This window comes from Aquiflexum balticum DSM 16537 (genome assembly GCF_900176595.1).
GTDB classification, from domain to species: Bacteria; Bacteroidota; Bacteroidia; order Cytophagales; family Cyclobacteriaceae; genus Aquiflexum; species Aquiflexum balticum.
In genome coordinates, this window is record NZ_LT838813.1 from 3,333,666 (window position 1) to 3,345,788 (window position 12,123).

Here is a 12,123-nt window from a genome sequence, read left to right on the forward strand (position 1 = left end):
TATTTTTGCTCCATGACTTTGACCAAACCTAACCTATTACCTTTATTACAGCAATTGTCTTCTCAGTTGGAAGGTGAACTGAAATATGATTCCCTTACCAAAACGCTCTATGCTACCGATGCCTCGGTGTATCGGGAAATTCCTTTGGCAGTAGCTTTTCCAAAATCCGAATCGGATATCCAAAATCTTATCCTGTTTGCAAAAGAAAACAAAACTTCCCTGATTCCACGGACAGCGGGGACTTCATTGGCAGGACAATGTGTGGGCAATGGGATTGTAGTGGACGTTTCCAAGCATTTTACCAAAATATTGGAATTCAATAAAGCTGAAAGATGGGTTCGTGTTCAACCGGGTGTGGTGAGGGATGAGTTAAACAGATACCTAAAACCCCATGGGCTATTTTTCAGCCCTATTACCTCTACGGCAAATAGGGCGATGATTGGAGGTATGGTAGGGAACAATTCTTCAGGTACTACTTCTATCGTCTATGGGGTAACAAGGGATAAAGTCTTAGAATTGAAAACCATTTTAAGCGATGGCAACAAAGTTGTTTTTGGTGAAGTCAGTCAAGAAGATTTTAAATCAAAATGTGAATTGGATTCTTTGGAGGGAACAATTTACAGACAGGCAAAACAGGAATTATCCGATCCTGAAAACCAGAAAAACATTATTGAGCAATTCCCAAAAAAATCCATCCATAGAAGAAATACAGGCTATGCCGTAGATGCCTTATTGGATTCGGAGATATTTACTGGGGGAGGAGATACTTTTAATTTCTGTAAACTTCTGACAGGTTCTGAAGGGACTTTGGCCTTTACCACTGAAATAAAAATAGCGCTTGATCCCTTACCCGATCCTATAGAAATCGTGGTTGCTGCCCATTTTGAGACCATCAACCAAAGCATGAGGGCAGCGCAGGTTGCGATGAAACATCCGGCTACAGCTGTAGAATTGATGGACAAAATCATACTGGATTGTACCAAAGAAAGTATAGAGTACAGTAAAAACCGCTATTTTGTTGAAGGTGACCCCATGGCCATGTTGATGGTGGAGTTTACCGGAAAAATAGAAGCAGAAGCGAGAGCCAAAGGAGATAAATTGATCGCTGACCTGAAATTGGCTGGATTGGGTTATGCCTTTCCGGTTATCGGGCCGGATATGACCAAATCCGCATGGGCATTGCGTTCAGCGGGATTGGGCTTGTTGGCAAATATACCCGGTGATCCTAAAGCAGTGGCCTGTATTGAGGACACTGCTGTGGATATCGATGATTTGGCGGATTACATTGATGAATTGGATGAGATTCTCAAAGGATTCAATCAAAATCCTGTGCATTACGCCCATGCAGGTGCAGGGGAAATCCACATGCGTCCGATATTGGATCTGAAGAAAAAATCAGATCAGGAGGAATTTTTCAAAATCTCGGAAGCTTCTGCCAAGTTGGTCAAAAAATACCAAGGTTCATTAAGTGGAGAACATGGGGATGGACGTGTCCGTGCGCCTTTTATTCCATTGATGGTGGGAGAAGAGAATTACCAACTTTTCAGAAGGTTCAAATATACTTGGGACCCCGACAATATTTTCAATCCAGGAAAAATCGTGGATACAGCACCCATGAATACCTCTTTGAGATATGAACCCGATATGGTGACTCCGGAACAAGATACTTTGATGGATTTCAGTCATGTAGGCGGATTTCTGAGGTTGGCCGAAAAATGTAATGGTTCAGGGGACTGTAGAAAATTACCTGAATCTGGAGGCACCATGTGCCCCAGTTTTCAGGCTACAAGAAACGAACGTGATACCACAAGAGGCAGGGCAAATACATTGAGGGAATTTTTGACTTTGGATAAAAAAGAAAACGCCTTTGACCATCCCGAAATCAAGGAAGCATTGGATTTGTGTCTTTCCTGCAAAGGCTGCACCTCAGAATGTCCTTCCAATGTGGATATGGCTTCCATGAAAGCTGAATTCCTTTATCAATACCAAAAGTCAAATGGGACGCCTTTACGCTCCAAGGCTTTTGCGTATATCAACGAATTGAATGGGCTTGCATCGATATTCCCGGGATTGGCTAATTTTTCCTTGTCAAATGGTCTGACAGGGGGTTTGATGAAGACTGTGTTGGGAGTTGCACCAAAAAGAAACCTACCGGAAATTTCAAAAGTGAGTTTGAGAAAGTGGTACAAAAAGCATTATACATCACTTCCCGGAAAGACTCCTATAATCAAATCCATTTATTTGTTTGTCGATGAGTTTACCAACCATAACGATACACATATAGGCATCACTGCCATCAAATTGCTGAAGAGACTTGGTTATGATGTCAAAATAATTGACCATCAGGAAAGTGGGCGTTCAGCGCTTTCAAAAGGCTTGCTTGAAAAAGCGAAAAAACATGCTGAGGCCAATGTGAAAATCTTTCAGGATATCATCAACGGAGAAACACCTCTTGTGGGGATTGAGCCATCGGCCATTTTAAGTTTTAGGGATGAATATCCCCGATTGGTTGGAAAAGACTTTGTAGAGGGTGCCAAAAAGCTAAAATTCCATACCTTGATTATTGATGAGTTTTTGGGAAGAGAAATAGCCTCAGGAAATATCAAGGCAGATTCATTTACAGACAAGGTTCAAAAAATAAAGCTTCATGGACATTGTCACCAAAAGGCATTGTCTTCCTTGACTTGGACGCAAAAATTATTGAGTCTTCCCAATAACTATTCCGTGGAGGTAATTCCTTCCGGATGCTGCGGGATGGCGGGTTCTTTTGGCTATGAGGCGGAGCACTATGAACTGAGTATTCAGATAGGGGAGATGGTGCTTTTTCCAGCAGTTCGAAATTCTGAAGAAAGTATCTTGATTGCCGCACCGGGTACCTCATGCCGTCATCAGATCGCTGATGGAACAGGTAAAAAAGCCAAACATCCTGTGGAGATTTTGTGGGAAGCCCTCAACCTTTGAGGTCTTTTATGACCTCGAAGGTTTTCTTCTAAAAATATCATAAAATTGTTCCCCTAACCCTCAAGACCTTCGGGGTTCTGAAAACCCCAAAGGTGTATCAAAGTTTTGTTTTTCCTCTCGCTACCTTTTCAGCCATAATCAAGGCATTATAGGCATTGACCATTTTCCCTGACTTGGAAAGTTGTTCGAAAGGCAAAACTTTTTCAGGATCTCCTGCCACCACTACATTTAATTTTGGTTTAATGCCGGATTCCATGATGATCTTTTTAACCTGTGCCGCGCTCAATTGGGGATAATGGGACCTGATCAGTGCCGCCAATCCAGAAACCATAGGCGCAGCCATGGAAGTCCCACCCTGAAAATCATATTCGTTCTCAGGCATGGTAGAATAAATATCATCTCCAGGAGCAAAAACATCAACATTTTCTTTTCCAAAGTTTGAAAAAACAGCCACTAAATCTTCCCCAAAATAAGGAGTCAAGGCGCCAACAGTGATGACATTGTCTATAAATTCCTGTCCTTTTACAAATTGATGATCGTTGGGGAAATTAGGGTTGTTGAGATCATCCATGTCATTTCCATCATTTCCTGCGGCCAAGACAAATAACACGTCCTTGGATGCTGCATATTTCAAGGCATCGTAAACCCATTCTGCATTGGGTGAAAAGGATTTACCGAAACTTGCATTGATGATTTTAGCCCCGTTATCCACGGCATAGCGTATTCCCAAAGCAACATCCTTATCATATTCATCACCATCTGGAACAGCACGGATTGACATGATGCTTACATTATCTGCAACACCCAAAATTCCCAAGGAATTATCACGCTTAGCCGCAATGATTCCTGCTACGTGAGTTGCATGGCTTTCATCCTTGACAAGATTCTTCGGATTGCCGTTTCCATAGCCCAAGTCTGTGATATCATAAGGATCATCTCCCACTTTTTCCCGGCCGTTAAAATCTATATTCAAATGGTAGTTCAAGCGGGTGTCCATTTGGGTAATTCCTTCCGCTATCATTACTTTCAAGTCTTCAATATTATCACCGTAGGATAGCATTTCCTTTAAAAAAAACAGGATCTGTTCGGCCATCTCGTTGTCAGGTTCTATATTTTTCAAATCGGCAGCTTCATAGGTGGATTTTCCCAATTCCCTGACAATGAATTTATCAGCTTCCTCCAAGAAAAAGGCCATTCCCTGCATCTGTTCAAAACCTTCTGTAATCTCTGAGAATTCCTTATTGTAAGCAGTTTTTGCTTTTTCTTGATAGGATTCATCCCCGATTCCCAACCTTAATATTCTTGTATATTCTACTTGTTCATGATAGGATTCACCCAGGAAATTATAACCATGGATATCATCTATGTATCCGTTGTTGTCATTGTCTATACTGTTTCCTGGAATTTCCCTTGAATTTGACCAAAGTACTTCCATTAAATCCTCGTGATCCAAGTCCATTCCTGAATCCAAAACCGCTACTGTCACAGGGGCACCTTTTTTATCTTTAATGATTTCAGTATAGGCCCTGTTCAGACTCAAACCAGGAATCGTGTCATTTAAGAGATCAAGATGAAACCAGTTTTTCTTTTCCGACTCAGTGAGATCCATGGATTTGGAAATTGATTTTCCTTTATTTTCAATTGGCTTTGGTATTGGCGAGAGCGTACTACAGGCAGAGAAGATAAAAACAAATATTACAAACGTTGAAATTCTAGTTGAAATAGCTGTTTTAGAGTAATTAAATGGGTTTAATGTCATAATCGGAATTGTATTTTTAAAATAAAAGATTTCAAAAATAGTATTTCTTATTGCTAGTTTTTATGAATTGCCTAGGTTTTATTTGAGTGGAAAAGATCCAACTTAGGATAACTGAGAATAAGGTCTGTTCAAACCAGATTGAACTCATGAATTGAACTTTGTTTTTATTTACTTGGACAACTCGTGTCAGTAGTTTTTTTATCTGTCGATTTTCTATTTGATTTGTTTAAATTGATTTTTGAATATGGAAAGCAGACCTTTTATCATCTATAAATCCTCAGCAGGCTCGGGTAAAACTTACACCCTTGCCACCGAGTACCTCAAGTTGGCCTTGATTTCCCCGGAGAGTTTCAGGACTATTTTGGCAGTGACTTTTACCAATAAGGCTACCCAGGAGATGAAAGAACGGATTTTGAAGGAATTGAAGCGATTGAAAACTGAGGTCAGGCCTGATGAAAGGATGGATTCAGAAATCCTGAAAGCATTGGGAGTCGGGGTGGATGAACTGAAAGTCCGTGCTGCACAATCTCTTACTGCCATACTGCATGATTATGGTCGGTTTTCTGTCAGTACGATTGACAGTTTTTTTCAGAAAGTGGTAAGGGCTTTTGCCCGTGAAATGGACCTGAATGCCAAATTTGAGGTGGAATTGGATCAGGATGATGTGTTGGATAGGGTTGTGGATAGGGTAGTAGGCAAAGTTATGGAGGATGAGTTTTTGCATAAATGGTTGGTGGATTATGCAGTCGAACAAATACAAAACGGAAAATCCTGGGACATTCGAAAAAATATAAAATCTCTGGGCAGGCAGATTTTTCAGGAGGACTTTAAAAAGTATAGTGTCGAAATCAAGGAATTTTTAAAGGAAAATGAAAATGTGAATTTCCTTCAAAAATACCTCAGAGATAGAAAAAAGGAGATTTTAAAAATCACCTTGCAACTCAAAGAAGAAGCAAACCACATCCGGGAAGCCAATGGATTACAGTGGACTGATTTCTCAGGAGGCTCAAGATCTTTTGCGCTTAAATTCGATAAATTGGGAGACAGAAACCAACCGGTTTTAGAATTAAGTCCCACACAAGTCAATTTACCCGATTCCGAAGATGGATGGTATTCAAAAAGCAGCAAACAAATTGATGCCATTGTTTCTGCCTATCATCAAGGTTTAGGTAATATTCTTGCCCAATTTGAACCACTGTTCATCAAATGGAATACCCTTGAGGCGATTTCCAAAAACATCTCCGTTTATGGGATTTTCAGGAACTTATTGGAAGAACTTACCAATGTAAAGGATGAGGAAAACATGTTGCTCATCTCGGATGCCAACGAATTTCTCAAAGAAATCACAAGGGAAAACGATGCGCCATTTATTTATGAGAAAGTCGGTAACCAATATAAAAACTACCTGATCGATGAATTTCAGGATACTTCAGGCTTTCAGTGGGCAAGTTTCAAGCCCCTACTTGAAAATTCCCTTGCACAGGGAAATATCAATCTGCTTGTTGGTGATGTCAAACAATCGATCTACCGTTGGAGAGGTGGGGAGATGAAATTGCTGTTGGAACAGGTGGAAATTGAAATAGGTGCTCAAAACATTGACCATAGAGACTTGGATACCAATTTCAGGAGTTTGCCCAATATCATTGCTTTTAACAATGCCCTGTTTAAGAAGCTTCCGCAATCATTTGAGCAGGTGGTGACCCATTCGTATCGCGCTGAAGATGCAGGTATTATTTCCAAGGCTTATCAGGATGTTTTTCAATATGTATCTTCAAAAAAAGAAGCGTCTGATTATAAAGGAAAAGTCAGGTTTGAGTTTATCGATGTGAAGGAGAGTGAAGAAGAGGAAGGGAAATTTGAAGAGCAGGTATTAAGCCGATTGCCAAAAATGGTTATGGAATTGCAGGATAGGGGCTATGATTTGAAAGATATTGCTTTTTTGGTCAGAAAGAAATCGGAAGGTGAAGCTATTGCGGATACCTTGATGGCTTTTGCTTCTGAAAATCCTGAATTGGAATACCGCTTTGATGTGCTGTCCGACGAATCCATGTTCCTGCACAAATCCGCTTCGGTCAAAGCATTGGTAGCAGGATTGAAATACCTGCATGACCCTGAGGACAAAGTGCAGTTTAAGAGCATGTGGTATTACCGGTCGGTATTGCGGAATGAACCCGTAAACCATGATCTTTTTGCTTTGGACAAAACCCCGGTTCATTTAAAGGATAAAATAAATGCATTTCAGGAAAAGCAAAACACCTTATTGCAATTGCCTTTGATGGAAGCCTTGGAGGAATTGATTGCTGAATTGGATTTGCAGGAATCAGGTATAGAAAAAGCCTACCTATCCGGTTTTAAGGAAGCTGTTTTCGATTTTACTGCAAATAATAGGGCCGATCTTCCGGGTTTCTTGGGTTGGTGGGAGGAAAATCAAGACAAAAGAACGGTCAAAATTCCTGAAGGGCATGAAGCCATGAGAATTCTCACCATTCATAAATCCAAAGGTTTGCAATTTAAGGTGGTGCTGATGCCATTTTTGAAATGGACAATTTTTGATATGAGTAAAGAAAATGTAATTTGGTCTCCTTTTCAAGATAAGGAAGAGGGTCTGAATGTCATCATTCCTTTAAGCTTAAATGCCAAACTTGCCAAATCGGATTTCAGGGAAACCTATGCAGAAGAAGCCATCATGGCCTATTTGGACAGTTTGAATATGATTTATGTGGCTTTGACCAGGGCTGAGGAAGGAATATGGGGGATTTCTCCTTTCAAACAGGAGTTCAAGAAAGACATTTCTTTGAACTATATGCAAATCCATTTGCAACAAGTGCTCAGCAGCTCTATGGATGGATCTGATGGACTTTCGCTTTCAGAATTTTTTGATCCTGAATCAAAAACATTTGATTTTGGGGATTGGCCACAAAAAGTTGTTAAAGAAAAAGTGGATTTCGAAATACCGGATCTGCGCTGGAACTATCAGAACTGGACTGAATTGCTGGAGGTCAAGCAATATGCTGTTGATTTTTCCAAAGAAGGCTTGGATCAAAGACAGAAGCGGGATTTTGGTTTGTTGGTTCATGAGCTATTAGAGAAGTCCCGTACCCATGCTGATATCAACATGCATTTGGAGGCATTTTACTTTGAAGGCCGATTGGATGAATCGGAAAAAAATGAAGTTAGTATACAATTGGATAAGCTGTTTGATAATCCTGTTTTTGCATCTTGGTTTGAAGGAGAGGGACAGTTGATGGCCGAGCAGGGTATTTTACTTCCAGATGGTTCCCAAAAGCGCCCAGATAGAATCATTCTTAAAGACAAAGAGGTAATAATTGTGGATTTTAAGACAGGTTCTGAATTTGAGAAACATCAAAAGCAGGTGAAAGAGTATATGGATTTGGTGGCATCTTTAAGTCAAAAGACCAGCAAAGGTTATTTGTGCTATTTGGAAGATGGAAAGATTGTGGAAGTTGAAAATTGGAGAAAATGAACAGTTTTTTAAGGAATACCGCCCAGGAAATCATTCAAACCTATCCAGAATTACAAAACTTGGTTGTTGTACTTCCAAATAGGAGGGCAGGGCTTTTTTTTACCAAACACTTGGGTACTTTGATCGATAAGCCCACTTGGATGCCTGAGATCAAGACCATTGAAGATGTCTTTTACCAATATGCCGGACAAAGGCCCTCAGATGACTTGACTTTGATTTTTGAACTCTATAAAGTCTATCAGAGCCTTCATCCTGAACCGGAAACCTTTGACCGATTCTATTTCTGGGGAGAGATGATTCTCAAAGATTTCAACGATGTGGATCAGTTTATGGCGGAAGCCAAAAAACTATATTTATATCTTTATGAGATCAAAGAAATAGAATCTGATCTGAGTTTTCTGACTGACCAGCAAATTGCTTTGATCAGACAATTTTGGGATTCATTCCAAAATCAGGGTAGGGGACATCAGGAAAAATTCCTCAAATTCTGGCAGATTTTATATCCTTTGTATGATGCTTTCAAAGCTTCTCTGAATGTTTCCGGAATGGCTTACTCAGGAATGCTATATCGAAAAGTTGCCGAAAAATTGGATGTGATTGCGACACCTGAAAAGCAATATGTTTTTATAGGTTTCAATGCTTTTACCAAAACAGAGGAAAAGCTGATCAAGCATTTTGTTTTGGAATTTGGTGCCAAGATCTTTTGGGATATTGATACCTATTATTTGGAAGACAAAAATCAGGAAGCGGGCTTGTTTTTCAGGGAATACCGAAAAGACCCTGTTTTTGGGCCGACTTTTCCCAAAGAAATACCAGAACAAATTGCAAACCGAAAGGCAAAAATCCAAACCTATGCAACTCCACTCAAAACCAATCAGGCCAATTTGGTAGGTTCTTTATTGGAGAAGGTTGACAAAAATGAAAACTGGGAGGAAACAGTCATCATCTTGCCGGATGAACAGCTGCTATTTCCTGTTCTGCACACCTTACCCGAAAACATTGACAAAGTCAATGTCACGATGGGCTATCCTGTCAAAAACACGCCGGTTTATGCGTTTTTGGAAGCAGTGCTGGAAATGCAGCGTTATATTAAAATTGAGGATGGAATGCCTTTATTTTATCATCAACCCTTGAAAAGTCTCCTTTCCTCCATTTACCTCCAATCTGTCAATCCAACTTTTGTGGCGGATCTGCTTAGGGAAATGAAAGAACAGAATCAGATTTACATCACCCAAAATAAGTTGCATAAGGGAGGGGCGTTCTTTGAATTGATTTTCAGACCGCTTGGCAGTGAACAGTTATTTCCTTACCTCTCTACCTTGATGGAGGAACTCGCCAAACGATTGGGGGAAGAACCCCTTCAGCGCTCTTACCTTTATCAGTGTTTCAAGCAATTGAATAGGCTTAGGGAGAATTTTGAGAAGCAGGAAGGACTTTCTGTGGACCGGGAATTTTTCATTCGTTTGTTCCGTCAGGTTTTCAGAGAGGTCAAATTGCCCTTTGAAGGAGAACCCTTGCAGGGATTGCAGGTCATGGGGGTATTGGAATCCAGAAACCTGGATTTCAAACGTGTCATCATCTGCAACATGAATGAAAGCAGTTTTCCACCTGCAGGTAGTCTCAATTCATTGATTCCCTATAATATCCGCAGGGCTTTTGGATTACCGGTTCAGGAACAGAATGATGCCATTTATGCCTACACCTTTTATCGCTTATTGCAAAGTGCAGAAGAGGTGCATATGATTTATACTACGGCAGCAGACCAAGGAAAAGCTGGGGAAAAAAGCAGGTATATTCAGCAAATGGATGTGGAAATGGGTTTGGACATGAAAGAGGAGGTCATCTATGTACCTGTTGACCTCAAGGAGACTGCTTCTATTGTGATTGAAAAGAATGAAGAAGTACTTCAATTGCTGGAAAAGTATGTGGTAAATCCTGATGGGAAATCGAGAAGTACTTTTTCTCCATCGGCCCTAAGTGTGTATTTGGATTGTAGGTTGAAGTTTTATCTCAGGTATCTGGCCGGCATTAAAGAAAAAGAGGAAGTAAAAGAAGAAATTGATGCTTCGGTCTTTGGAAATATTGCCCATTACAGTATGGAGTTTTTGTATGAAGGTTTTCAGGAGAGGAAAAAGCGATCTGTAATTGCGAAGGAAGATTTTGGGGATTTGAAGAAAAACTGGGTTTTTCCGGCCATTGAAAAAGGAGTAAGAAAATTCTATCATTTGGATGAAAATGCTGATACCAAGCTTAGCGGTCAGATGGCAATCGTAAGGGATGTCTTACAGAAATATATCCAAAGACTCTTGGAAATCGATCAGGAAGCAGCCCCATTTCAAATCCTTTCCATGGAACAAGCCCATCAGGCCAAATTCCAAATCGACACCAGAAAAGGTAAAGTTGAAGTTGGTTTGGAAGGCTATATTGATCGGGTGGATGAACAGCAGGGAACAGTGAGGTTGATAGATTATAAGTCCGGTGCTGACAAAAAGGAATTTAGCAGTATAGAATCTCTTTTTGATCGGGAAGATAAAAACCGTAATAAAGCAGCCATGCAGACCATGTATTATGGATTGCTCTACCAAGCAATGTGTCCAGAAAACAGGAAGTCATTGAAACCAGCGCTCTTTAATTTCAAAGAAATATTTAAAGAAAATTTTAATCCCTATTTGCAGCTTAAAGAACCAAAAGGTAAGGCTTTAGAAATAGAGAATTATAATGAGCATGCCCAATTTTATGAAAATGGATTAAAACAATTATTGGAAGATATGTTTGATCCTGATGTGCCATTTTCACAAACAGATGATTGGGATAAGTGTAAGTATTGTGCCTATAAAGAGATTTGTGGAAGGTAAGCTATTCAATTTAATATTTTTTTAATATTTAATGTGATCTATTTGATATGAAAATTTATTATTTTTAACTGTCGATTGGGTAAAATAGGATTCCCATCAAGGTGACTTATGTATAAGTCTGATTAATTAAAACTTTTTACTTTTCCACCAATGAATTTTAATTTATGAAACTTTATTTCAAACAGATCTGCCTTTTGATCTTTTTTCCTCTGTTGATTTCTTCCTGTTTGGAAAAAGAAATGGAAGAAAATTTGATTATCTCTGAAGATTATATTGATGGGGTGTTTTTTGTGGAACACCTGGATCAAGGAGTACAAATTAAGATTGAGACAAATAAGCCTGCAAAGTTTTTTCCTAATTCTGAACGTCAAACCTTTGATATTGAAGAATCTGGTTTTGCTGAACTGTCACTTCCTCAAGGGGTTTATTGGATTGATTGTTCTTTTGAGGAAAGTCCGAGTTTTATTGAAACAATACCCATCCTTATCATGAAAAATAAGGCTCATGCCATCCGGACAGTTGGTTCTCTGATAAATATGAAACAAGATCATCAGGGTTTTGCTTTGGTTTTGAGACATGTTGATGCCAGAATCGGAGAGGATAAAGTAGATTCACCTATACCGGAATGGTGGAAATCCTGTGACCCGGAAGTTGCCAGACAGTTGAATGAGAATGGTAGAAGGAACGGAAAAAAAATAGGTGACGCCATCAAAAAACTTCAAATTCCTATTGGAACTGCCATCAGTAGTGAGTTTTGCCGTGCAGTTCAAACCATAGAGGCAATGGAATTAGATCTTGAAATTGAAACTGATTCAAGGTTGAATCATGAAAATGCAAATCCCAATGATCCGATGTTTGAAGATGTTTTCGATATAATCAGGGAAAATAATGCAGCAGGAGTACAGCTTTTGGTCGGCCATTATAATATGCTGGAAGCAAATCCTCATAGAAATCTTTTCAGGCCATTTAATATGTCAGATGGGTTTCTAATGAAAGCAAATAGTCAAAAGGAACTTGAGTTTGTAGGTTCAGTTCCCTTGTTTCTGTGGTCTTTGTTTGAATAA

General features: G+C 39.7%; 5 protein-coding genes. 4 read left to right on the forward strand and 1 reads right to left on the reverse strand.

The features are described 5' to 3' along the window. Positions 1 to 12 precede the first annotated feature (12 nt). Entirely contained in the window at positions 13 to 2,961 is a 2,949-nt protein-coding gene (locus B9A52_RS14120) for an FAD-binding and (Fe-S)-binding domain-containing protein (RefSeq protein WP_084121065.1), read from the forward strand. A gap of 97 nt (positions 2,962 to 3,058) precedes the next feature. Here B9A52_RS14120 and B9A52_RS14125 read toward each other — a convergent pair whose 3' ends face one another. Beyond that, entirely contained in the window at positions 3,059 to 4,570 is a 1,512-nt protein-coding gene (locus tag B9A52_RS14125) for a S8 family peptidase (protein WP_231955231.1), read from the reverse strand. A gap of 394 nt (positions 4,571 to 4,964) precedes the next feature. Here B9A52_RS14125 and B9A52_RS14130 point away from each other — a divergent pair, with 394 nt between their 5' ends. The 3 genes from B9A52_RS14130 to B9A52_RS14140 all read left to right on the forward strand — a co-directional run bounded on the left by B9A52_RS14130 (position 4,965) and on the right by B9A52_RS14140 (position 12,123). After that, positions 4,965 to 8,204, forward strand: a complete 3,240-nt coding sequence (locus tag B9A52_RS14130; RefSeq protein ID WP_084121067.1) for a UvrD-helicase domain-containing protein — start codon at positions 4,965 to 4,967, stop codon at positions 8,202 to 8,204. Further along, the gene (locus B9A52_RS14135) at positions 8,201 to 11,059 is read left to right on the forward strand and encodes a PD-(D/E)XK nuclease family protein (RefSeq protein ID WP_084121068.1); all 2,859 of its coding nucleotides are present in this window, start codon (positions 8,201 to 8,203) and stop codon (positions 11,057 to 11,059) included. The genes B9A52_RS14130 and B9A52_RS14135 overlap by 4 nt, the downstream gene beginning before the upstream one ends. Before the next feature lie 164 nt (positions 11,060 to 11,223). Beyond that, positions 11,224 to 12,123: a histidine phosphatase family protein gene (locus B9A52_RS14140; protein ID WP_084121069.1), complete on the forward strand. Its 900-nt coding sequence runs from the start codon at positions 11,224 to 11,226 to the stop codon at positions 12,121 to 12,123.